This window comes from Flagellimonas aequoris, from assembly GCF_003584165.1.
Classification (GTDB): Bacteria; Bacteroidota; Bacteroidia; order Flavobacteriales; family Flavobacteriaceae; genus Flagellimonas; species Flagellimonas aequoris.
This window is the reverse complement of record NZ_QXFJ01000030.1, coordinates 285247-309089: the sequence shown is the minus strand read 5'-3', so window position 1 is coordinate 309089 and position 23843 is coordinate 285247. Positions and strand designations below refer to the sequence as shown.

At 43.8% G+C, this 23843-nt stretch carries 22 protein-coding genes; 14 read left to right on the top strand and 8 right to left on the bottom strand.

The annotated features are described in order from the left end of the window. The first annotated feature begins 184 nt into the window (after positions 1–184). Genes dnaA through D2U88_RS14775 form a run of 3 tightly spaced genes read left to right on the top strand, consistent with a single transcriptional unit; the run spans position 185 to position 2814 of the window. Positions 185–1609, top strand: a complete 1425-nt coding sequence (dnaA, locus tag D2U88_RS14785) for a chromosomal replication initiator protein DnaA (RefSeq protein WP_119641317.1) — start codon at positions 185–187, stop codon at positions 1607–1609. A gap of 19 nt (positions 1610–1628) precedes the next feature. After that, complete coding sequence (locus tag D2U88_RS14780; protein ID WP_119641316.1) at positions 1629–2081, top strand: low molecular weight protein-tyrosine-phosphatase; 453 nt, start codon at positions 1629–1631, stop codon at positions 2079–2081. 4 nt (positions 2082–2085) lie between these two features. After that, positions 2086–2814 carry an SAM-dependent methyltransferase gene (locus D2U88_RS14775; protein ID WP_119641315.1) on the top strand — a complete coding sequence of 243 codons (729 nt, stop codon included), beginning with the start codon at positions 2086–2088 and terminating at the stop codon, positions 2812–2814. 51 nt (positions 2815–2865) lie between these two features. On the opposite strand, the gene D2U88_RS14770 is transcribed toward D2U88_RS14775, so the two are convergent. The 4 genes from D2U88_RS14770 to dapF all read right to left on the bottom strand — a co-directional run bounded on the left by D2U88_RS14770 (position 2866) and on the right by dapF (position 6005). Next, the gene (locus D2U88_RS14770; protein ID WP_119641833.1) at positions 2866–3510 is read right to left on the bottom strand and encodes a lysozyme family protein; all 645 of its coding nucleotides are present in this window, start codon (positions 3508–3510) and stop codon (positions 2866–2868) included. A gap of 158 nt (positions 3511–3668) precedes the next feature. Next, positions 3669–4712 (bottom strand): endolytic transglycosylase MltG, encoded by a 1044-nt coding sequence (mltG, locus tag D2U88_RS14765; RefSeq protein WP_119641314.1) that lies wholly within the window; start codon positions 4710–4712, stop codon positions 3669–3671. Further along, positions 4702–5235, bottom strand: a complete 534-nt coding sequence (locus D2U88_RS14760) for a GNAT family N-acetyltransferase (protein WP_119641313.1) — start codon at positions 5233–5235, stop codon at positions 4702–4704. Before D2U88_RS14760 ends, mltG begins: the two co-directional genes overlap by 11 nt. Then, on the bottom strand, positions 5229–6005 hold the full coding sequence (dapF, locus tag D2U88_RS14755) for a diaminopimelate epimerase (RefSeq protein WP_119641312.1): 777 nt from the start codon (positions 6003–6005) through the stop codon (positions 5229–5231). The genes D2U88_RS14760 and dapF overlap by 7 nt, the downstream gene beginning before the upstream one ends. Before the next feature lie 134 nt (positions 6006–6139). Between dapF and D2U88_RS14750 the strand changes: the two genes are divergently transcribed. The 8 genes from D2U88_RS14750 (at position 6140) to D2U88_RS14710 (ending at position 17398) form a co-directional block, all read left to right on the top strand. Further along, the gene (locus tag D2U88_RS14750; RefSeq protein ID WP_119641311.1) at positions 6140–7537 is read left to right on the top strand and encodes a trypsin-like peptidase domain-containing protein; all 1398 of its coding nucleotides are present in this window, start codon (positions 6140–6142) and stop codon (positions 7535–7537) included. 128 nt (positions 7538–7665) lie between these two features. Next, positions 7666–9114 carry a glyceraldehyde-3-phosphate dehydrogenase gene (locus D2U88_RS14745; RefSeq protein ID WP_119641310.1) on the top strand — a complete coding sequence of 483 codons (1449 nt, stop codon included), beginning with the start codon at positions 7666–7668 and terminating at the stop codon, positions 9112–9114. A 114-nt stretch (positions 9115–9228) separates the two neighbouring features. Next, positions 9229–9840 carry a tRNA (guanine-N1)-methyltransferase gene (locus D2U88_RS14740; protein WP_119641309.1) on the top strand — a complete coding sequence of 204 codons (612 nt, stop codon included), beginning with the start codon at positions 9229–9231 and terminating at the stop codon, positions 9838–9840. Between the two features lie 93 nt (positions 9841–9933). Then, the gene (gene trmD, locus D2U88_RS14735) at positions 9934–10608 is read left to right on the top strand and encodes a tRNA (guanosine(37)-N1)-methyltransferase TrmD (protein ID WP_119641832.1); all 675 of its coding nucleotides are present in this window, start codon (positions 9934–9936) and stop codon (positions 10606–10608) included. Positions 10609–10734: 126 nt separating this feature from the next. Further along, positions 10735–11085 (top strand): 50S ribosomal protein L19, encoded by a 351-nt coding sequence (gene rplS, locus D2U88_RS14730; RefSeq protein WP_119641308.1) that lies wholly within the window; start codon positions 10735–10737, stop codon positions 11083–11085. A 631-nt stretch (positions 11086–11716) separates the two neighbouring features. Beyond that, on the top strand, positions 11717–13942 hold the full coding sequence (locus tag D2U88_RS14720) for an NADP-dependent isocitrate dehydrogenase (protein WP_119641306.1): 2226 nt from the start codon (positions 11717–11719) through the stop codon (positions 13940–13942). A 158-nt stretch (positions 13943–14100) separates the two neighbouring features. After that, positions 14101–16500 (top strand): TonB-dependent receptor, encoded by a 2400-nt coding sequence (locus tag D2U88_RS14715; protein ID WP_119641305.1) that lies wholly within the window; start codon positions 14101–14103, stop codon positions 16498–16500. A 4-nt stretch (positions 16501–16504) separates the two neighbouring features. Next, positions 16505–17398 (top strand): DUF4249 family protein, encoded by an 894-nt coding sequence (locus D2U88_RS14710; protein ID WP_119641304.1) that lies wholly within the window; start codon positions 16505–16507, stop codon positions 17396–17398. A 1-nt stretch (position 17399) separates the two neighbouring features. On the opposite strand, the gene D2U88_RS14705 is transcribed toward D2U88_RS14710, so the two are convergent. Continuing rightward, positions 17400–18722, bottom strand: coding sequence for a GntP family permease (locus tag D2U88_RS14705; protein WP_119641303.1), 1323 nt, complete (start codon positions 18720–18722; stop codon positions 17400–17402). Positions 18723–18778: 56 nt separating this feature from the next. Here D2U88_RS14705 and D2U88_RS14700 point away from each other — a divergent pair, with 56 nt between their 5' ends. Further along, on the top strand, positions 18779–19015 hold the full coding sequence (locus D2U88_RS14700; RefSeq protein ID WP_119641302.1) for a DUF6095 family protein: 237 nt from the start codon (positions 18779–18781) through the stop codon (positions 19013–19015). Here the strand turns inward: D2U88_RS14700 and D2U88_RS14695 are convergent. Beyond that, positions 19012–19716, bottom strand: a complete 705-nt coding sequence (locus D2U88_RS14695; protein ID WP_119641831.1) for a DUF4294 domain-containing protein — start codon at positions 19714–19716, stop codon at positions 19012–19014. The genes D2U88_RS14700 and D2U88_RS14695 overlap by 4 nt on opposite strands. Positions 19717–19818: 102 nt before the next feature. Here D2U88_RS14695 and D2U88_RS14690 point away from each other — a divergent pair, with 102 nt between their 5' ends. Further along, positions 19819–20907, top strand: a complete 1089-nt coding sequence (locus tag D2U88_RS14690; protein WP_119641301.1) for a M42 family metallopeptidase — start codon at positions 19819–19821, stop codon at positions 20905–20907. A 288-nt stretch (positions 20908–21195) separates the two neighbouring features. Continuing rightward, complete coding sequence (locus tag D2U88_RS14685) at positions 21196–21744, top strand: NUDIX hydrolase (RefSeq protein WP_119641300.1); 549 nt, start codon at positions 21196–21198, stop codon at positions 21742–21744. Here D2U88_RS14685 and hisS read toward each other — a convergent pair. Then, positions 21728–23116 (bottom strand): histidine--tRNA ligase, encoded by a 1389-nt coding sequence (gene hisS / locus D2U88_RS14680; protein WP_119641299.1) that lies wholly within the window; start codon positions 23114–23116, stop codon positions 21728–21730. The genes D2U88_RS14685 and hisS overlap by 17 nt on opposite strands. Positions 23117–23281: 165 nt before the next feature. Beyond that, on the bottom strand, positions 23282–23752 hold the full coding sequence (locus D2U88_RS14675; protein ID WP_119641298.1) for a DUF6495 family protein: 471 nt from the start codon (positions 23750–23752) through the stop codon (positions 23282–23284). Positions 23753–23843 lie beyond the last annotated feature (91 nt).

Sequence of the window (23843 nt, the reverse complement as noted above, 5' to 3'; positions counted from 1 at the left end):
TATATTTAGAGGCTTGCTTTTTGCGGGGGTAACATGCGAAAAAAAAACAAGACATTCAATGACAAATTGATTTTTTTTTTAAAAGAATTGTTCACATATTTGTCGCATCCAATAAGCATCTTGCTACCCCTTAGATGTTTAATCTTAAGTATTAAAGCTAACCATTAAAACAAGGAAAAACTTCATGAGTGTTACTGCTAATTCCGTATGGAACAACTGTTTGGCTTTTATCCAGGATAATATCCAACCGCAGGCATTCAAAACATGGTTTGAACCTATCAAACCCATCAAGTTGACCGATAAAGCACTCAGCATTCAAGTGCCCAGCAAGTTTTTTTACGAGTGGTTGGAGGAGCATTATGTGAAGCTTTTGAAGGTAGCCTTGACCCGTGAACTGGGAGCCAATGCAAAGTTGATCTACATCATTAAGATGGAGAACAAATATGGCAACAAGGAACCCTTTACGGAACAGATTCCAAGTTCCAACCGAACCTCCGTTGGACCACAGGAATTGGATGTCCCCATCACCTCCAAAAGTCCCGAACTGAAAAACCCTTTTGTAATTCCTGGGATCAGGAATATCAAAATAGAGTCCCAGCTCAATCCGAATTACAATTTTGACAATTTCTTGGAAGGAGATTCCAACCGTTTGGCAAGATCGGCCGGAATGGCCGTGGCCAACAAGCCGGGAGGTACCTCTTTCAACCCCCTATTGGTCTTTGGTGGTGTTGGATTAGGGAAGACCCACTTGGCCCATGCCATTGGCGTGGAGATCAAGGACAAATACCCGGAAAAAACGGTACTTTATATCTCTGCGGAGAAATTCACCCAACAGTATATTGAGTCGGTAAAGAAGAACACCCGTAACGATTTTATCCACTTTTACCAGTTGATAGACATACTGATCATTGACGATGTACAGTTCCTATCCGGTAAATCAGGTACCCAGGATGTGTTTTTCCACATCTTTAACCATTTGCACCAAAACGGCAAGCAGGTGATCTTGACTTCGGACAAGGCCCCTGTGGACATGCAGGATATTGAACAGCGTCTCTTGTCCCGATTTAAATGGGGACTTTCAGCCGAATTACAAAGTCCTGATTACGAGACACGCGTCTCCATCCTTAAAAACAAACTGTACAGGGACGGTGTTGAGATGCCCGACGATATCATCGATCACGTGGCCAGGAACATCAAAACGAATATCCGTGAGTTGGAAGGTGCCATCATTTCCTTGATCGCACAATCCTCTTTCAACAAGAGGGAAGTAACCTTGGAACTCGCCCAACAAGTGGTAGAGAAGTTCGTCAAGAATACCAAGCGTGAGGTTTCCATTGATTACATCCAAAAAGTGGTTTCGGATTACTTTGAAATGGATGTGGCCACCCTTCAATCCAAGACCCGTAAACGTCATATTGTTCAGGCAAGGCAATTGGCCATGTTCTTTGCCAAAAAATTCACGAAAGCCTCCTTGGCCAGTATCGGTTCCCAAATTGGAAAACGTGATCATGCCACGGTATTGCATGCCTGCAAAACAGTGGACAACCTGGCCGAAACCGATAAACAGTTCCGCAAATACATTGACGACCTGAGCAAAAAGTTCAGTTAGGAACCAATCCCCCTTTTTTATGAAAACCAAAGTCTTGATGGTCTGCTTGGGAAACATATGCAGATCACCCTTGGCCGAAGGCATTTTACAATCCAAGGTGGATCCGGATACGGTTTTTGTCGATTCCGCCGGAACTGCAGGTTACCATGTGGGCAATCCCCCAGATTCCCGGTCCATTGCCGTAGCCAAAAAATATGGGTTGAATATCAGTCGTCAAAAATGTCGACGCTTTTCAGCAATAGACTTTTTGGAATTCGACCTCATCTATGTGATGGACCGAAACAACTTTTCCAATGTGGCCAGTTTGGCGACCACAGTACAGGAAGCAAGTAAAATAAAGCTTTTGTTAGATGAAGTGGATTTGGGCATACGGGAAGTCCCGGACCCCTATTATGGTGGTGAAGATGGGTTTGAAAAAGTCTATCAAATGATCGATAAGGCTTGTGAGGCCATCGCAAAAAAACTAAATTGAACCTATGGAAGAGGTAAAGCCAGGTCTGGTAGTAGGCAAAGTGTATTTGATTCCCACCACATTAGGGGACAATGCTCCTTTGGAGGTTTTACCTATCTCCGTTAAGGGAACCATAGAGCGGATTGACCATTATATTGTTGAAAATGAGAAGACTGCAAGACGTTTTATCAAAAGGGTAAGCCCCAGTAAACCTCAGCCCAATCTTAAACTACAGCCCCTGAACAAATACACCAATCCTGCGGAAATACCTTCATATCTGGATCCGTGCATCCATGGTTTCGATATTGGGGTGCTTTCCGAAGCAGGGTGTCCCGGGATTGCCGATCCCGGCTCTGAAGTGGTAAGGGTGGCCCATGGGAAAAGAATTCAGGTGGTTCCTTTGGTCGGACCTTCCTCCATATTGATGGCCATGATGTCCAGTGGAATGAACGGGCAGAACTTTGCTTTCAATGGCTACCTCCCTATCGATCTTGCGGAGCGTAAAAATATGGTCAAGCAGCTTGAAAAACTCTCCAAAGAAAAAGGGCAGACACAAATATTCATGGAAACCCCGTACCGCAACAATAAATTATTGAAAGACCTCCTCAAAATATTACATAAGACCACCCGACTGTGCATAGCGTGCGACATTACACTCCCTACGGAATTTATACAGACCAAAAGCGTGCATGAGTGGGGAGAGATCGAACTGGACCTTGATAAAAGGCCTACTATTTATATCCTACAAGCATAAAAAAAGGCCCGGAACTTTTGTTCTGGGCCTTTTACTTTTTTGGGACATCTGTTAAACTTTGGCATTTTTCTTCTGCTCAATGTTCGAAATATCGTAACCCGAAAACTTTTTCATGTAATACGAGATACTACTTCCGTAAGCGTCCGTTACATCCTCTTTGCCATAAGAGCGCAAGTATTTCTTTACGTTTCCGGCCCCGGCCAAATGCGCCGCTGCCAAAATACCTGATTCGGTAACTTCTATCCCTCCTATCCTTTTTCCCGTAAATCGTTTGATATCCCTACGCAATATCCACTTGTTACGGGCAATATTGGTCGCAAAAGCTTTTTCTTGAAGCTCAGGGCTATCCAAAAAGGTATCCATGTTGTAGATGCCCATAAGGTTAAGGGTACTACTTCCAAATTGATACTTTCCTAAATATCCCAATGTATTTACAACGTGATATCTTCCTTGAGATTCCTTAAAGGCCAGTGCCTCTTTAAAGCCATTGTAGGCTTTACCCAAAAAAGGAGGGGTTACTTCATCAACATCTAGACCCGCGATGGAATCCAGTGGTGCAAAGATTTCAGACCCGTTCTCTACCTTCAACGAATCGGGAACCGTAAAATCCCCTTTTTTCATTATGGTGTACGAACCAAAACTGGTCAAAACTACGATCATGGCAAGATGTAGAGCAAAACCTATCCATCTTTTCATATAGTTCCTATTTAAGATTTCCAGACCATGGTCCAGAAATAAAATTTCGGCCGGCAAATATAGGGGGAGACTTTTTTTTAACAGTTATAAAGCTCATAAGATTTTCTTAAATGAGCCTTAAAATCCGTTAAAGCGCTGAAAATTAACGTCAAGGAGTATTATCTGAGCACTTTTTGCTCATTCAGCCATCGGGTGTACTGTACTTTATTTCGGTTGTGTTGCTCCAAGCTCTTGGCGAACATATGGTACCCGAAGTTGGAAACATCGGCTACAAAATAGAGATAATCGTGTTTTTCGGGATTCAAAACTGCATCAATGGAAGAGATATCCGGCATGGTAATCGGACCGGGTGGAATACCTACATACTTATAGGTATTATAAGGGGAGTCCATTTCAAGATCACGGTACAACACCCGTTTGATAATGGTATCGTAATTGCCCGTTTCCTTTTTAATGGCATAAATAACGGTAGGGTCGGCTTGAAGGAACATTCCTTTTTTAATACGATTGAGGTAAACGCCCGCCACACGGGGACGCTCATCCGATTTAACGGTTTCCTTCTGAACAATGGCCGCCAAGGCGATTACCTGATTTGGGGTGAGACCCAGTTTTTTGGCCTTGGCCAATCGCTCCTCGTTCCAGAAGCGCTCATACTCCTTCAACATACGGTCCCTAAAACTTTCGGCATTGGTGTTCCAAAAAAATTCATAGGTATTGGGCAGGTACATGCCCAATTTGGAATCCTCATCAAAATGGGAAGCATTCAAAAAACCCGGATCGTTGAAAGCCTGCAACAACGATACACTATCAGCCTCAATTTGGCCAGAAATCCTTCCCGCCATGGCTGCAAGTGATTCTTGATTGTTGAAAGTCACTTGAACGGGAATATTGTTACTACGCAGGTTATTGATGATCTCGTTGTTGTTCATTCCCTTTTTTAAGGCATATTTTCCTGGTTTGATGTTGGTAATATACCCTTTACGTTGTGCTACGGCCTCAAAAGTCGATAGGTCTTTGAGCAAGGGTTGCAAGGATGCCTTTACATCGGTAAACGTAGCATCTGTAGGGATATAGACAAAAGCTTCCTCATTATTGAACTGGGTATTAGGGCTAAAAATGGCACTGTAAATTTGATATGCGATGAACCCGCAGATCAATAACCCTAAAATGGCGGTTGCCCAAAGTACTTTTTTAAGATACATCCGAATTTATCTTTTGAAACATGATTTCATTTTTGAACCCAGAACTGGTCCTGATCCATTCTTTTTTGACGCCGATTCTTTCAAACCCTATTTTTTCGAATAGGTGGATACTGGATTGGTTGTCCTCTAAAATATTGGCATAAAGTTGGTGCAGGTCCAATACGGAAAAGGCATAGTTGCAAAGCAACGAAAGTGCCTCTGCCCCCACTCCCTTGTTTCGATCTTCTGGATTGGCAATCACGATACCGATACCTGCCCTTCGGTTTTTTGGGTCGAAATCGAACAGATCTATCAACCCAATACATTCCCCGTCCGCATCACAGATGCACAAACGCAGTTGTTTTACTTCATAGATATCCCTGTGGGCATTTTCCAAATAGAGTTGCAACACCTTTTTGGAATACGGTTTCAGGGTTCCGCTGATTTCCCAAATGGAGGTATCGTTTTCCAGTTGGTATAGAAAATCCAAATCGGACGGTTCCAAAGCCCGTAATACCAAATTGTCCCCTTTTAGCTTCAACATTCAATTTCTCCTTTATACACTTGTATGGCAGGGCCTTTCAAAAAAATATTGGTATATCCCCCATTGTGTTGTTCAAAACTGATGGTCAAATCACCGCCCAAGGTATGGATATGAACTTGATTTGCCTTGGTCTTTCCACCCGTATACATGGCAAGGGCCACAGCGGTAACTCCGGTTCCGCAAGAGAACGTTTCCCCTTCCACCCCTCTTTCATATGTTCGCACTTGAAAGGTATCGGCATCCTGCTGCTCCACAAAGTTGATATTGCTCCCCGCTTGCCCGTAAAGTCCGTAGCGCAGTTTCTTTCCTTCTTTCTGCACATCAAAATGACCCAAGTCGTTCACCAATTGTACATGGTGGGGCGAGCCGGTATCCAAAAAACTATAGGCCGATTTTTCATGGACTTCATTCACATCTACCATTTTCAGGTTCACGATATCGCCTTCAACCTCTGCATAATGCAATCCATCCACGGCATTGAAGGTGGTTTCCTTTTCCACAATACCCAAATAATGGGCAAAGGCCACCAAACACCTTCCACCGTTTCCGCACATACTACCCTCTTCTCCATCGGCATTGTAATACACCATTCTAAAATCGGTCACATCGTCTTTTTCCAAAAGGATGAGCCCATCTGCACCAATGCCAAAACGGCGGTCACAAAGCTGTGCCACCAACTTGGTATCGTCTTTGGGAAACTTGCCCTCACGATTGTCCAAAATCACAAAATCGTTGCCGGTTCCTTGGTATTTAAAAAACTGTAGTTTCATCATTTGCTACAAAGGAACAAATTTAGGGCATTTTTTAAGGATTTTTTTGGAGTTAAAACAGCGTTAAACAAACAAATCAAAAAATGTATTTCCTTTAATTTTGTTAGAGCTAAATGTTAAATAATTATCGAATTATGAAGAGAATAGCCAGTTTGTTCCTAGTGTCCCTTTTTGCAGGGGCCATTACCTTAGGGGCGTACAAAATGTTTTTCGAAAAAGAAAACTACAAATGGGTAGCAACGACCCAGGAAAACCCGATAATCAATACAAGCAACATACCGACCTCGCCGAAAGGGGCCGGAATCAATGAAGTGGATTTTACCCTGGCAGCTGAAAAAACCGTGAATTCCGTAGTACACGTGAAAAACCTGACCATAAGCAAGGGGCCAACCAGCCTTTCGGATTTCTTTTATGGTTTTGAACGCCAACAGGTGCCCCAAGTGGGAACCGGATCGGGAGTAATCATCTCCCCTGATGGCTATATCGTGACCAATAACCATGTCATAGCAAACGCCAGTCAATTACAGGTTACCTTGAACAATAATAAGGAGTATGAGGCAAAAGTAATCGGCGCCGATGCGGATTACGATATTGCACTGCTCAAAATAGATACCGAGGAATCGCTGCCCTATTTGGCCTTTGGCGATTCTGACAACGCGAAGATCGGCGAATGGGTATTGGCCGTGGGCAATCCTTTTAATTTGACATCGACCGTAACTGCAGGTATTGTTAGTGCTAAAGCGCGTTCACTTTCCCCTCAGCGTTCCCAATCCTTTATTCAAACCGATGCTGCGGTGAACCCTGGCAACAGTGGGGGTGCCCTTGTGAACACTAATGGAGACCTTATCGGAATCAATACGGCCATTACGTCACAAACCGGGTCTTATGTGGGCTATGCCTTTGCCGTTCCCAGCAATATTGCCAAGAAAGTGGTGGAAGACATTATGGAATTTGGTAACGTACAAAAAGGGCTTTTGGGCATTAAGGGTGGAGACCTTAACCCGGAGGCCGCTACCGAAATGGGCATTGACGATCTTGAAGGCGTGTACATTTCAGAAGTGACCGATGAATCCGGTGCCGCAAATGCCGGGCTATTAAAAGGCGATATCATCAAGCAGGTGGACAACATTTCCATTCACAAGTTCTCCGAGCTATCAGGATATCTTTCCTCTAAAAGACCAGGTGATGTAGTTCAGGTCATGGTGGAACGGGATGGAAAAAATATCACTAAAAATGTTACCCTTACCAAACAGTCCAGCATCTTGTTACCCACTACTGGATTCACCGTAAAAAATCTTTCCAAAGAGGACAAAAAGAAGTTCGGGGTATCCAAGGGTGTGAAGATAACCGACGTACCCGAAGCCTACGGTAGATATGGTCTTGAAAACAAGATCATCGTTGAAGTGGATGGCAACGAAGTGAACAACATTGAGGATGCCAAAAAGTATTTTGGTGAAATCTCCAGATATGGAAGGACCAGCTTTACCATGATCAATGAGAATGGCGAAAAAGAGCACATGATCCTACAATAAAACGTGTGGAAAAAACACTCAAGAGCACCTGTAAAAAGGTGTTTTTTTTATATTCAATTTCTTTTACGAAAACGATTGAAATATCTAATTTAGCCGAAATTTCAACCTGATCAGCGTAGTAACAATCCATGAGCGACATTAAAAATTACGAGAAAGAACTTGCCTTTCAGGCAGATAGAAGAAAAGCCACCACAGAATTCATCAAAATCATCAGCGATCTATGGTATGACAAGGCCATAGAGGTAGTGCTTTTCAAGAACCAGATCATTGATAAAAACGTCAGCGACATCATCAACCTTCATGAATATGCGGGGGAGTTCGTGCAGAAACCCATTTCCATTTTTGATTCGGTGGAAATATTAAGGGCCATCAACGACATCAATCTGCCCCCTGCCAAATTAGACATTGGCAAATTGACCTACGAATACCACTCCGATGAAAACAACGACCTGAACGTAAAGGCATTTGTCATTGATAAATTAAAGGATGCACAGACCACCAAGGCCATTAAGCCCAAAGATGTGGTCCTGTATGGGTTTGGAAGGATTGGCAGACTTGTGGCCAGGGAACTAATGGCCAAAACCGGTAGGGGTAGTCAACTACGGTTAAGGGCCGTTGTGGTGCGGGACCAATTGACCCCTGAAATGTTGGAAAAAAGAGCAGCGTTGCTCAAGACCGACTCCGTACACGGACAATTTACGGGTACGGTGGATGTGGATGCCAAAAATCAGGCCTTGATCATAAACGGGACCACGGTCAAATTCATCAGTGCAAACAAACCAGAGGACATTGATTATACCAAACACGGTATATATAATGCCTTGATTATAGACAATACAGGAGCTTTCCGAGACCAAAAATCCCTTGAGCGCCATCTGGAAGCCAATGGAGCAGGAAAAGTTTTGCTCACCGCCCCGGGCAAGGAAGTACCAAACATCGTACACGGTGTAAACCATAAAAACTTTGACCCCGACAAAGTCAAAATCTATTCTGCGGCATCATGCACCACAAATGCCATCACTCCTATTTTAAAGGTCATCGAGGATTCCTTGGGCATTAAAAAAGGACATTTGGAAACCATTCATGCCTACACCAACGACCAAAACTTGGTGGACAACATGCACAGCAAATACCGAAGGGGCCGTGCCGCTGCCCTGAACATGGTCATCACCGAAACAGGTGCGGGAGAAGCGGTTGCCAAGGCCTTGCCTTCCCTAAAGGGAAAACTAACCTCGAATGCCATCAGGGTTCCCGTGCCCAACGGTTCCTTGGCCATCCTTCATTTGGAGGTCAAGAACAAAACATCCAATGAAGGCATCAATACCATTTTAAAAAAATATGCCCTGGAAGGTGACCTTGTGGAACAGATAAAGTATTCGTTGAGCAATGAATTGGTTTCTTCGGACATTGTAGGAACCTCTGCCCCATCCATTTATGACAGCAAGGCAACCATCGTTTCCGCAGATGGAAAAAGCGTTGTCCTATATATATGGTACGATAATGAATATGGGTATTCACACCAAGTTGTACGGCTTGCGAAATATATCGCCAAGGTTAGGCGTTATACGTATTATTAAGATCGGGTAGCCCGGAAGGAACCTTCCACTAATCAGGTTTTTCTTTTGATTTTTGGTTTATTGGTGTACTTTCGCCTTACCCTTAATCTAAATTTTACGAGAATCTATTTGACCATGAAGCATTTACGAACACTTTTAGTACTAGCACTACTTATCCCTGTTTTAAGTTTACAAGCACAGGAAGACAATTCCTCAGAGTCCACGGACACCACCCTAAAAGGGCAGTTTGAGGACTTGGAACGAGTATCCACCAATTACAAATCTACCAATGGGGTGGCCTACGAGGTCATCAAATTATCGAGTCTCAACGAAATCAAAAGGAATATTTTTGATACCATCGGTACGGCCAACAAAACCATCAAGGACCTTTCAGGTACCATTACGGCCAACAATGCGGAGATCGAGGACCTGAACAATAAACTACAGGATACTACCAACAAGCTCAACAACGTTACCGAGGAAAAGGACAGCATTTCCTTTTTCGGGGCTTTGATCAGCAAGGGAGCCTATAACCTCATCCTATGGTCCATCATCTTTGGGCTTTTGCTGTTGCTACTGTTCTTCATTTACCGATTCAGGAACAGTAATTTTTTGACGCAGCAGGCCAAATCTGCCTTGGCGGAACTGGAAGAGGAATATGAAACCCACCGCAGACGTGCCTTGGAACGCGAGCAAAAGATAAGCCGCCAATTACAGGACGAATTGAACAAGCAGAAAAAATCATAAATTATGGCTTCCTTCGGGAAGCCTTTTTTATGGTTCGATGTTGTTGCAGCTTTCCTTACTTTTGGGGCGAAATAAAATTCAGGAACCATGTCCATGCGGATTGACATCATCACAGTGCTCCCCGAACTTTTGAAAAGTCCTTTTGAAGCTTCGATATTGAAGCGGGCCATTGAAAAGGATTTGGTCGAAATCCATATGCACAATTTAAGAGATTACGCCACCGGGAACTATCGCCAGATCGATGATTACCAGTTTGGTGGTGGAGCCGGCATGGTAATGATGGTGGAACCCATTGATAAATGCATCTCCCAATTGCAAGCTGAACGGGAATACGATGAAATCATCTACATGACCCCAGATGGCACTACCCTGAACCAAAGGATAGCAAACGAACTTTCCCTAAAAGGCAACATAATCATCCTATGTGGACATTACAAAGGTGTGGACCAAAGGGTCAGGGATATGTTCGTGACGCGAGAAATTTCAGTTGGGGACTATGTGCTTTCGGGAGGCGAACTGGCCGCTGCCATTTTGTGTGATGCGGTAATCCGCCTCATTCCCGGTGTTTTGAACGATGAGACCTCTGCCCTCACGGATTCATTCCAGGACAATCTTCTGGCTCCCCCAGTGTATACCAGACCTGCGGAATATAAGGGAAGGGAGGTTCCCAAAATCCTATTGAGCGGAAACCTGCCCGAAATTGAAAAGTGGCGGGAACAACAGGCCTTGGAACGTACCCAAAAAAGAAGGCCCGACCTCTTGGAATAGAAATTCCTTTCAAAAAATACAAAACACCTTGCTATTTCTAAATATTGCATTACTTTTGCAATCTCAAAATCAACCTCTGACGAAATACGTGAAAGTTGGTTCTGGTAAACGCTAAAAAAACAAACAATGGAATCCTTAATAAAATTTGTTGAAGACGAATTTGTTCCAAAAAAAGAATTTCCAAAATTTTCATCAGGTGATACCATCACCGTGTATTATGAAATCAAGGAAGGTGAAAAAACACGTACCCAGTTCTTCAAAGGAGTTGTGATCCAACGAAGGGGAAGCGGTGCCACCGAAACCTTCACCATTCGTAAAATGTCCGGTACCGTTGGGGTAGAAAGGATTTTCCCTATCAACATGCCAGCCTTGCAACGAATCGAAGTAAACAAAAGAGGTAAAGTACGTAGATCCAGAATCTTCTACTTTAGAGGTCTTACCGGTAAAAAGGCCCGTATTAAAGAAGTTAGGGGCTAATCCACCAGTTCCGAAATGTAAAAAGCACCCAAAAATGGGTGCTTTTTTTATGAACAATTGTTAATAACCTCGGTTCATACTTTGTTGATTTTAAATCCATTACAAAATTTGTTTTTCCCATTCTTTGTCCTACTTTAGTCAAAGAAATATGAAAGTGATACCATCACGGACATGTTTCAAATTTTAAAGTTGACGTTCTTTAAAAGCTGGTATTTCCCTTTTAATTGGTAACACTACTGATCACAAAAGGAATTTCAAATTGGAACAGGATTTCGGTCAGGTTCAAGGAGAAATAGTAAATTTTATGTGCGAATGGGAAGGCAATTTCCTGTTTTGATAAAGTTTAGGAAAACATCAGTAAACTTTGTAACACGGAGCCCGATCGCAAGATGGGTTAACCGGGCAAAGAAAACGTTGAAGGGACATAAGATGCAATCTCAGGATTGCGGTTTTGTAGCAACACAGGACAAATCTTTTGCTCCCATCCTGAAAGCCATATCTGTGTGAAAACAAAGATATGGCTTTTGTTTTTTTGTTATAATCCTCGCCTATCGCCTATATTTAGCCATTCCATAGGTACCGCACCGTACATAAATTGTATATTTGCACCGCTCAAACATAACACATATAAATGGCTAAAATTTTTTACACCAAAACAGACGAGGCCCCTGCCTTGGCCACTCTATCTTTCCTACCCATTGTTAAATCCTTTACCGAAACCGCCAATATCGCCATAGAGACCAAAGACATCTCATTGGCCGCAAGGATTGCCGCTGTGTTTCCGGAATACCTAAAGGACGACCAAAAGGTTTCCGATGATCTGGCCATTTTGGGAGAACTTGCCAAAGCCCCTGAAGCCAACATCATAAAATTGCCCAATATCAGTGCTTCCATCCCTCAGTTGAAGGAAGCCATTGAAGAGTTACAGAAAAAAGGGTATAATCTTCCTGATTACCCGGATGAGGCCAAATCTGATGAGGAAAAAACCATAAAAGCCAAATACGACAAAGTAAAAGGTAGTGCCGTAAACCCGGTGTTAAGGGAGGGCAATTCGGATCGTAGGGCTCCAAAGGCCGTAAAAAATTATGCCAAGGCACATCCCCATTCCATGGGAGCCTGGTCATCCGATTCAAAGACCCATGTCGCCACCATGAGCCATGGCGACTTCAAATCCAACGAAAAATCGCTTACCACGACCGAAGCCTGCGATATCCGTATCGATTTGGTGGACAACAAGGGTGGTGTTACGGTTTTGAAAGACAAGATTTCCCTGCAAAAAGGAGAGATCATTGACGCCACGGTGATGAGCAAAAAGGCGTTGGTGGAATTCTTCACCAAGGAAATCGAAGACGCCCGTAAAAACCATTTGTTGCTTTCGCTACACTTCAAAGCGACCATGATGAAGGTTTCCGACCCTATCATCTTCGGACATGCTTTGAAAGTATATTTCGCAGAGCTTTTTAAAAATTACGGGGATACTTTCGAAAAATTAGGGATCAATCCAAACAATGGTCTTGAAACCCTTTTGGACAAGATAGGACAACTACCCGAAGACCAACATAACGAAATAAAGGCCGCCATTGCCAAGAGCATCGAGAACGGCCCTGACTTGGCCATGGTGAATTCCGATAAAGGCATTACCAACCTACATGTCCCCAGTGATGTGATCATTGATGCCTCCATGCCGGCCATGATCCGTAATTCGGGAAAAATGTGGGACAAAAACGGAGAACTTCAAGATACCAAAGCCATCATCCCTGATAGCAGCTATGCTGGAGTTTATCAGGCCACCATCGATTTCTGTAAAGAAAATGGTGCGTTTGACCCCACGACTATGGGTACCGTTCCCAATGTGGGCCTAATGGCACAAAAAGCAGAAGAGTACGGTTCCCACGACAAGACTTTTGAGATTTCAACGGCAGGCACCGTAAAAGTGGTGAACATGGCAACCGGCGAAACCTTGATCCAACACCATGTGGAAGAAGGTGATATTTGGAGAATGTGTCAAGTAAAGGATGCTCCTGTGCAAGACTGGGTGAAATTGGCGGTTTCCCGTGCAAGGGCCACCGATACCCCAGCCGTATTTTGGTTGGATGATGAAAGGGCCCATGATGTGGAACTGATCAAAAAAGTGAATGTTTACTTGAAGGATTACGATACCAAAGGATTGGATATCCGAATCCTTTCACCCACAGAGGCTACGAAATTCACCCTAAAACGCATGAAAGAAGGCAAGGATACCATTTCGGTTTCCGGAAACGTGTTAAGGGACTACTTGACCGACCTTTTCCCTATTTTAGAAGTGGGTACCAGTGCCAAAATGCTTTCCATTGTTCCCTTGATGAATGGCGGTGGATTGTTTGAAACAGGTGCGGGCGGTTCTGCACCGAAACACGTGGAGCAATTCTTGGAAGAAGGTCACTTGCGTTGGGATTCCCTTGGGGAGTTCTTGGCTTTGGCCGTTTCTTTGGAGTTCTTCAGTGAAAAGAACAACAACAAAAAAGCGCAGGTTTTAGCCGATGCCTTGGATAAGGCTACGGAAGAGTTCTTGAACAACGACAAATCCCCTTCCAGAAAAGTCAATGAAATAGATACTAGGGGAAGCCATTTTTATTTGACACTCTATTGGGCCGAGCAATTGGCAACCCAGAACGACGATGCGGAACTAAAAGCCATATTCACTAAGGTGCATAAGGAGTTGTCCACCAACGAAGCCAAAATTGCCCAAGAATTGATTGATGCCCAAGGGTCGCCTGTTAATATTGGAGGGTATTATCTTCCCGACGCTGATATGGCCTCAAAAGCGATGCGTCCCAGCGCAACATTGAACAAAATCTTGGATTCGATAGCCAAATAGGCTCCAGAAATATAGATTTACTACTGATGAATGGGTGCAACTTCTTTCAATAGGATTGCACCCATTTTTTGTTCCCATGTTCTGTTAAAAAAGTAGGAAGTATCCAAATTGATTTTCTCTTAAGCACCTGAATTTGTACTTTTAGAAAAACCAATCAAATGCCCAGACACCATCTTGCATTTTTGCTGGCCCTGTTTGGGCATTTTTTTGTGCTTCAGGCCCAACAAAAATTCACCTTGAGCGGCACCGTTTCAGAGGCCGTAAGCAATGAGAGTTTAATCGGGGTGACCATTGCCGTACAGGAACTGAAAACAGGTACAACAACGAACGAATATGGGTTCTACTCCATCACCCTGCCCAAAGGAGAATATCGTATCACCGTATCTTATTTAGGATTTCAAGAGATTTCCGAAACGATCAGTTTAACCCGTGACCTTAAAAAAGATTTCAACCTTGTTGAAAAAGCTGAGGAATTGGAGGAAGTGGTAGTAACCGATGATGTGGAGCGGCTCGATATTCGAAAACCCCAAATGAGCGTGAACACTCTTGCCGCTCAGACCATTAAACAAATCCCTGTGGTGCTTGGAGAAGCAGATGTAATCAAATCACTGTTACTGCTCCCCGGGGTCACCAGTGCAGGCGAAGCTTCTTCAGGGTTTAACGTAAGGGGCGGTGCCGCGGATCAGAACCTTATTTTATTGGATGAGGCCACCGTGTTCAACTCTTCCCATTTATTTGGATTCTTTTCGGTTTTCAACCCTGATGCCATCAAAGATGTAAAACTGTTCAAAGGAGGTATTCCGGCGCGGTATGGCGGACGGGTATCCTCCGTATTGGAAATATTTCAAAAGGAAGGGAATAGCAAGGATTTCAAAGTAAGTGGTGGTATCGGCGCCGTGGCCAGTAGATTGCTTTTGGAGGGACCCATTCAAAAGGATAGAACCGCCTTTTTGGTTGGCGGCCGAGCTTCGTATGCCCACCTCTTCCTCCCCTTATTCGATGTGAACAACAAAGCCTATTTTTACGACCTGAACACCAAGATCAACCATAAGATCAACGAAAACAATAGCATTTTTCTTTCCGGATATTTTGGCCGAGATCTTTTTAGCATCAACGAAAAATTCATCAATACCTATGGGAACGCGGTGGGAAACTTCAGGTGGAATCATTTGTTTTCCGATAGACTGTTTTCCAATCTTTCCTTGATCTATTCGGATTACTATTATGGCCTAGAGCTTGATTTTGTGGGATTTGAATGGGATTCGGGCATCCAAAACTTTAATCTCAAGTACGATTTGAAGCATTACCTCAATGATAAGTTGCAACTGAATTATGGCATCAACAATACCTATTACGTTTTCAATCCAGGGAAAATCAAGCCCAACAGTCCCGATTCAGGCATTGTTGAGGAGCAGCTCACAAAAAAATATGCCAACGAAAACGCCGTCTATATCGATATGGAGCATACCATCTCCGAGAACTTGAGCATCGAATACGGTCTCAGGGTAAGCCAGTTCAATCGATTAGGACAGGACGAGTTCTACGTATATCAAAACGATAATCCTGTGGAATTTGATCCCTTTACCTTGGTGTATCGCGAAGCGGAACCCATTGATACCATTAATCCTGGCAAAGGCGGTACCCTTAAAAAGTTTTTGAACCTGGAGCCCCGGGTGGCCGTCTCCTACAGTTTCAACGACAAAAATTCGGTAAAGGCAAGCTACACGCGGTTGGCGCAATACCTCCATCTACTTTCCAACACGAGCTCCCCTACTCCTTTGGATGTTTGGACACCCAGCGGCCCCTTCGTGAAACCCCAACTGCTGGACCAATATGCAATGGGATATTTTAGGAACATAAAAAATGGGGACTTTACTTTTGAAACCGAAGCCTTTTACAAAGAGATCCAAAACAGGATCGATTATATAGACGGTGCCAACCTGATTGCCAACAACGCCATAGAACAGGTCATCCTGAATGGTGAGGCACGGGCCTATGGGCTTGAATTCCTGATCAGAAAGAACACCGGGAAGTTGAAAGGCTGGTTGGCCTATACCCTCTCCCGATCGGAGCAAAGAACCCCGGGAAGGGACCTAGACTTCGATACTGGACGCTCCAACCTCGAAACAGGTATCAATTTAGGAGAATGGTACAGTACACCCTACGATAAGACCCATGATCTTGCCCTTTATGGCAGTTATGATTTGAATGAGAAATGGAATTTCAATGCCAATTTTATCTTTCAAACGGGGCAACCCACCAATTATCCCATAGGTCAGTTTGAGTTTGAAGGGGTTACCGTTCCCTACTATGGCGAAAGAAACAAGGAACGATTGCCCAACTACCATAGATTGGATATCTCGGCCATATTGACCCCAAAGCGTAATACAAGGAAAAAAGTACAGTCTCAATGGGTTTTCAGCATCTATAATGTGTACAACAGAAAGAATACAGCTTCCATCAATTTTAGGGAAAATGAGGATACGGGCAGGAACGAGGCGCTACGCACCTCCATTTTTGGCATTATCCCATCCATAACCTACAACTTTAAATTTTAGCGTTATGAAAAAAGAAATCATCTACCTATTGGCCTTGATCCTATGTGTTTCCTGTGAGGATGTCATCAATGTTGACCTGCCGGATACAGAACCTAAACTGATCGTTGAAGGACTTTTACGGGTCGATAAAAACGAAGAGTTCATCAATGTGGAAATCAAAATGAAGGAGACCAGCAGCTATTTTGATGAAAACCAACCGGTACAGGTGGAAAGCGCTGTGATTACTTACGGTAGACCCCTGAACGATGGGCTTTTTGAGACCTTGGCCTTCTCCTCTTTGGCCGAAAAGGAACCGGGAACAGGCATCTATATTCCAGACCCTGATTACTCCTCCGATCAGCGCATAAGGACATCAGCGGCTCAACCAGGTGTTGTCTTTGTTTTGGAAGTCACCTACCAAGGAAAATACTACTATGCGCAGACCGAATATGCCCCCACCGTACCCTTGGACAATTTGGAACAAGGCGATGGTACCCTTTTTGAGGATGATGACACCGAAATGATCGTCACTTTTACCGATGACCCAGAAGAAAACAACTTTTATGTATTCGATTTTGATTTTGGGGAATTTTTGACGGTAGAAGACCAATTTTTTCAAGGACAGCAGTTCTCGTTTTCGTATTTCTATAATGATAGCCTGAATCCAGGTCAGGAAGTTACCGTAAGCATACTGGGAGCCACTGAGGAGTTTTACAACTATATGGACCTTATTTTGGAACAGACTACAGATACCGGAGGTGTTTTTCAGACTCCCATTGCCACGGTACGGGGCAATGTGTTTGACGTGACCGGTTTGGACAATATCAACATTTATGACAATGTGGAACGGCCCAATGACTATGCCCTGGGCTATTTTGCCGTGGTACAGGAATATTCCCAGACCATCACCATTCAATAGGTTATAGAATCACATATAGAAGTAAGACCATTAGAATACCAACAAGTCCCTGCATCAGGGTTCCCATGGTATGTCCGCGAAGTGCCGTCTTTACATTCATATTTGAAAATTGGGATACTACCCAAAAATAACTATCGTTGATGTGGGACACCGTCATGGCACCCGCCCCAACGGCTAGAACCGTCAATGCCTTATCCGTAATGCCCAATAATCCAAATGTTTCCAAGAGAGGGGCAATAATCGCCGATGTGGTGATGATGGCCACGGTTGAGGATCCTTGGGCAGTTTTCAGGATAGCGGCAATGACAAAAGCGATCAACAATCCGCCCATTCCTGTGCTGGATTCCAAGTTGATGAGGGAAGCAATATCTATTGTCCTTAAAATACCACCAAACGCGCCACCGGCCCCCGTGATCAATACAATCGACCCCGCTTGTTTGAATGCCTCGGCTACCCAACCTTCCTTCTCCTTGGACGGTACTTTCCTACCCAGAGAAAAAGCAAAAAACACCCCGATCAACAAGGCAATTACAGGACTTCCGAAAAAGTCCAAAATCTTGAACACCCAACCGTTACCCAAAGGGTAAGTAGGATAATTGACAACGGATTTTAAGGCAATCAATATGATGGGTGCCAATAATGGCATGAAAGCTTGTATAGGTTTGATGCCATAGTTGGTTTCTTCGGTTTTTTCTTTAACTGCCAAGACCTCATCATCTTCTTTTAAGGATTTACCGATATACCTCGCCCAAAAATAACCCGCCAAAGAAACTGGAATCGATACCAACAATCCCAGGAGCAAGACCAATCCCAAATCCGCCTCCAATATGGCTGCAGCAGCCAAAGGGCCTGGGGTTGGGGGCACAAAAACATGTGCAGAATACAGCCCTGTGGCCAAAGCAATGGCAAAAACCAAGGTAGGTATCCCCGTTTTTTTACTGATGGCCTTGTTCAATGAAGAAAGGATGATGAACCCCGAGTCGCAGAAAACGGGGATGGAAATGACATATCCGGCAAGGTTAATGGCCAGTGGTGATCGTTTTAACCCTATCCATTTTAAAATACTATTGGCCAATACCTGTGTGCTACCCGTTTTCTCGAGATAAATCCCAATAACGGTTCCAAAGGCAATCACCAAACCGATTCCTGAAAGTGTCTTGCCAAAACCGTCCCCAATGGTAGTCATGATATCTTGGGGGGGAAGTCCTAACAAAAAACCCGATACCACAGCCGCAATGGTGAGCGAGAATATCGGGTGCATCTTAAACTTTACAGTGGCCAAAATGATAAAGAGGACAACCGCTGCCAGAACTAGTATTTCCATCGTTAATTTTTGTGCATTACCCTCTAAATATAAGTTAATATTCCTACTTTGGTCCCATGAGGCGCACGGACAAGGAACTTTTGGTCAAAGGGATAAAATCATTTGGTTTTACAGTATTGGCCATGTTCATGGGGCCTTTTTTAATTTACGAGGCCTTTAAAAACGAAGATCATTTCCTTTATATCCCTGTGCTGATACTGGGTATTTTATGTGCCGGGTTGGCCATTTATCTGGGCTTTCGTTCCGTAAGTATTGTGATGGATGCCATTTTTGGCAAAAAGACCAAAAACTAGTTTTTAGAGGCAGTGGGCTTACTTTTCCACTTATTGGTCAACTGGGCGTAATCGTAGTCCAAAACCGATTTTTGCCGTACCAATTGATTCGCTGAAAAGGCACGCTGCAGGATGTCCTCTATCAAATAATCCTCATGGACTTGTTCGGGCCGAAATTCCTCTTTTAAACTGATTTTGAACATACTGGCAGTGGTATTGTACCAAAAGGCGCGCCACCCGCTCCGCAATTCCTTCACCAAATCAAAAGCGGTCTCCCCAGTTTGTCTGTGTATCAATTTCACCAAAATCTGTCCTTCGGTTCGTGTCAATTTTTTAAGCTCTCCCGAAAATTCCTCCTCGATGTACTTTTGGACCTTTTTGGTGTATTTTTTTTGATGGCGTTTCTTAGTGATATGTTGCAAACTATCGTTCAGTTCCACCAAACGCTCAGCGGCCATTTTTGCATACGGGTATACTTTCAGGGTCTTTCTGCGAAGGATCAAATACCGAAGACGTTCATTCTTGTCGGCAAATTCCAACTTGCCAAAAATGTAGACTTCATCCAGTTCAATGGAACTCAATAAAATGGAATCCCCTTCGAACCGAACGTAGTAATCCTCCGCGGTATCCTTCGGAAACAAAATAGAATCCCTTTCGGTCTCTTGCGAAAATCCAAGGGACCAAATCATAAGGAAGACACCTAAAATAGCACTACGAAACATGCGGTTCATTTGTCAAAAGTCCTGCCAAAATTACATATAAAGGTATGATTTGGCTATTAAATAAAAGTGAATATTCTTATGTTTGTGTACTAAATCAGACGTATGGCATCAGCAAAGATCATCAATAAAAAGTCCCTAGAATTTCTAGAAAAATACTTGAACAACCCATCACCTACCGGTTATGAATGGGAGGGCCAAAAAATTTGGATGGACTACCTAAAACCCTATGTGGACGAATTTATCACGGATACCTACGGTACTGCGGTAGCCGTCATCAATCCAAAGGCGAAATACAAGGTTGTCATTGAGGGACATTCCGATGAAATTTCCTGGTACGTCAATTATATCACCGATAATGGACTGCTTTACGTTATTCGTAATGGAGGAAGTGACCACCAGATAGCACCATCCAAATGGGTGGACATCCATACTAAAAATGGGGTAGTGAAAGGAGTTTTTGGATGGCCGGCCATCCATACCCGTGACCGTGCCAAGGAGGAGCCGCCAAAATTGGAGAACATCTTTATCGACATCGGTGCTAAAGACAAGGCTGAAGTGGAAAAAATGGGTGTACATGTAGGCTGTGTGATCACCTACCCTGATCAATTCCAGATTTTGAACAAGGACAAGTTTGTTTGTCGTGCCTTGGACAACCGTGTTGGCGGATTCATGATTGCCGAAGTGGCCCGATTACTGCACGAGAACAAGCAAAAACTGCCTTTTGGACTCTATGTGACCAATTCTGTACAAGAAGAAATTGGACTTCGCGGTGCCGAGATGATTACGCAGACCATCAAACCAAACGTTGCCATCGTGACGGATGTTTGCCACGACACTACCACCCCTATGATCGACAAAAAGAAAGAAGGCGAGACCATGATTGGTTCAGGACCCGTGGTTTCCTATGCTCCTGCGGTACAGAACAAGTTAAGGGAACGCATCATTGAAACGGCCGAAACAAAAAAAATACCATTCCAACGATTGGCCGCATCCCGATTTACCGGAACGGACACCGACGCCTTTGCCTACAGTAACGGTGGTGTAGCCTCAGCTTTGATTTCCCTTCCCTTGCGCTATATGCATACCACTGTGGAAACGGTACACAAGGACGACGTGGAAAATGTGATTCGCCTGATCTATGAAACCTTGTTGACCATAAAAGAGGGAGAAACGTTCAGCTATTTTGATTAACCAATGGTCATTCTGAGCGTAGCGAAGAATCCGATGATAGATTAGATTCTTCAGTCGCAAAGCTCCTTCAGAATGACATTTTTGAGCTGTTTTATAACGTGAATTGTCAGTTCGAGTGAAATGCTGAAAGTATTTTGTATCGAGAACAATTTTCCTCTACTCGGAATCTAATTCTCGATACAATTTTTCTTTATTTCATTCTGAAAAATCACTCGAATTGACAGGTTGGCCTGTTCATTTAAAACATTTTACCTCCCCTCCATATGACAATTTCTTATCTTTAGGGGTATGGATGAATATGTAGACATTTTGGACGAACAGGGCAACCCAACGGGACAGTCCTGTTTAAAATCCGAAGCGCATCGAAAAGGTCTACTCCATCCCACCATCCATGTTTGGCTGTACACCAAGGATGGTCGGGTACTGATCCAACAACGGGGAAAACACAAAGACACCCACCCTTTGTTGTGGGACGTCTCGGTAGCTGGGCATGTAGCTGCTGGTGAAAACATTTCCTTGGCTGCGGTACGCGAAGTGAAAGAGGAAGTGGGACTTCACATTACCCAAAAGGATTTGGAACCCATCGGAACTTTTAAAGCTGTCCATAAAATATCCGAAGATTTTATTGATGCCGAACTCCACCATATTTTCCTGTGTGAATTGAAGGTTCCGCTTGGTGCATTGACCAAACAAGACAGCGAGGTGGATGACCTAGCATTGATTCCATTGTTCAAGTTTGCCGAGGAAACTTGGGGGCTGGCCAATGTTGCCAAGTATGTGCCCCATGGCCCAACCTATTACAAAACCATCGTAAAGGAAATCAAAAGTCGGATTTGATGGCTTCGGCAAATTGTTTGGCAGCATCCAAGTCGTACGATTTTTGGTCGCCCGTTTTCATATTCTTGACCACGAATTTCCCTTCTGCAAGTTCCTGCTCCCCCAATAGAATCACATAGGGGACATTTCTTTTATCGGCATATTTGAACTGTTTTTGCACTTTGGCATCAGACGGGTATAAATCAGCACGAAGGCCAGCTTTTCTTAAGGTTGATACCAACTTCAAGGAAGCCAGTCCCTCACCTTTACCGAAATTGAGGCAAAGCACATCCAACGAAGTATCCAAACTATCTGGAAACAGGTCCAATTCTTCCAATACGAGATAAATACGGTCCAAACCGAAAGAAATGCCCACACCACTTACATTTGGCAGGCCGAAAATGCCGGTTAGGTCGTCATAACGGCCACCACCACCTATGGAACCCATGCTCACGCCTTCAGGGGCAGCAACCTCAAAAATGGCACCAGTATAGTAGTTTAGACCCCTTGCAAGGGTCACATCCAATAGTAAATGACTGGATTGAAGTCCTATCATGTCCACCGTAGAAATAATTTCCTCCAATTCGGAAACACCCCTCATACCCACTTCTGAATTGGCAAGCAAGGTTTTGAGTTGCTCCAATTGTTCCGAGGCAGAGCCTGACATTTCAAACAACGGTTGAGCCTTGGCAATAGCCGTTTCGGAAATGCCCTTTCCCATCATTTCGGCCTTCACCTTCTCCTCTCCTATCTTGTCCAATTTATCGAGAGCCACGGTAAAATCGACCAACAAATGCTTGGCCCCGATCACTTCGGCAATGCCTGAAAGAATTTTTCTGTTATTGATTTTAATGGTACAGCCTTTCAATCCCAAATCGGTGAACACGGCATCGTACAACTGCACAAATTCCACTTCTTGCAACAACGAATCGGCACCTACCACATCGGCATCGCATTGGTAAAATTCACGGAAACGTCCTTTTTGGGGCCTATCGGCACGCCAAACGGGTTGGATTTGGTAGCGCTTGAAAGGAAAATCAATTTCATTCTGATGCATGACCACGTAACGGGCAAAGGGCACGGTAAGGTCATAGCGCAAGGCTTTTTCAGAAATTTTTTGGGTAAGTGATGCTGAATTTTTGGAGCTGTAGGTCACATCATCCACCTTGGAAATAAAATCCCCAGAATTCAAGATCTTAAAGATCAAGCGGTCCCCTTCATCCCCATACTTGCCCATGAGCGTCTCCGAATTTTCAAAGGAAGGTGTCTCGATAGGCTGAAAACCGTAGGTTTCAAAATGCTTTTTTATGGTCTGGATGATATAGATACGCTTGGACACCTCAGCGGGTGAAAAATCACGGGTTCCCTTGGGAATGGATGGTTTCTGTGCCATGTAATTTCAAATTCTCGTGCAAATATACGGTTTTGGGTAAAGGATCAAGGGCATGGGTATGAAAGGTTAAGGGATTCTTCAGTCGCTTCGCTCCATTGGAATGATATTTTTATATGCTAATGAATAGCATCCTTTCCCAAAAACCATTTACCCTAAACCCCTGAATCATTCCATAATCTGATCGAACCACTTATACAAATCTCCTTTGGTGATTACTGCTCCTTGCTTGATCAATTCGAACTTGTCCACGTTTTTATCTTCCCCGTAGGCTTTGGACGCGGTTAGGTATTCCACAAAATCCGATTGAAAGTTACGCTTGAACCAATCAAAACCGACTTTGGTCCGTAGGTCTATTTCAGGATTCATCACCTTTACGGAAAGAAGCTTCATCTCTTTATCCGTCAGATGAAACAGGTGCATGTGCCGTTCCGAGATATTTTCCAAATATTCCACTTTGGAAAGTACGCCTTCCCAGATCAAATCGCTGAACACATCGATTTCCTCCTCGGCGACTTCGGGCTTTTCGGTCTTAAGTGTTATCCATTCTTCGGCGGTTATGGATTGTGTTGCCAAAAAGTTGATGAACTCCGGGTGCAGTTCCTCCAATTGTTCTTTAGAAAGTCTTTTGTATTTCATGGTGCAAAAATAATCCGTCTTGTTGTCTTCGAAAAATCCATATAAAAAAAGGGCTATGCGAACATAGCCCTCTTTATTTCCAAATACTTAT